This window comes from Roseateles sp. P5_B10 (assembly GCF_056400485.1).
In genome coordinates this window covers 1-607 of the sequence record NZ_JBFULE010001589.1, presented here as the reverse complement: position 1 = coordinate 607, position 607 = coordinate 1, and the positions used below count along the sequence as shown (strand labels likewise).

Here is a 607-nt window from a genome sequence, read left to right as displayed (position 1 = left end):
CGTGCCGGCGAACCTGCGGTTCGCTGCTCGATCGAATGTCGGTCAGCAGTTGCAGATTCCAGCGATCGAACAGCACGATGCCGATCACGAGCAGCAGGCCGGCGAACACCGCGCGCGGCACCTGTGCGAGCATCGACGACAGCGCGAATGTGATGGCTAACAGGCTGAGCGCCACGAAAATGCTGGTCCAGCGCGTGCGGCCGCCCATGCGATAGCCGAGCAGAATAACGGAAGGGATCGCCGATCCGCCGATGCCGCCGCCCAGCGCTGCCGCCGCATTGGCGATGCCTTGTGCGGCGAGGTCGCGCACCGGATGGATATGCGTGTCGTCGAGCTGCTGTGCCACGCGAAACGCCAGCATGGTCTCCACCGTGCCGATGATTGCCAGCACCAGCGACACCAGCACGACATGCGGAAGCACGGCGGTCAGTTCCGGCGTGATCGAGCCGTCGAACACTGCGCCGAGCGGCATTGCCGGCGGGAAGCTGACATGGATCTCGCCGATGGTTGGCCCGAGATCGAGACCGGTCGGGATGCTGATTAGATAGTAGAGCGCGGTGCCAGCGATGAAGCCTGCAAGCGATCCCGGTATCTTGCGCAGCCAGTC

The 607-nt window shown here is 64.6% G+C and carries 1 protein-coding gene; it reads right to left on the bottom strand.

Annotation, left to right across the window (positions count from 1 at the left end; all coding sequences use genetic code 11):
* The coding region (locus AC1DU6_RS34740; protein ID WP_477863068.1) for a SulP family inorganic anion transporter at nucleotides 1–607 on the bottom strand (607 nt) is incomplete at both ends.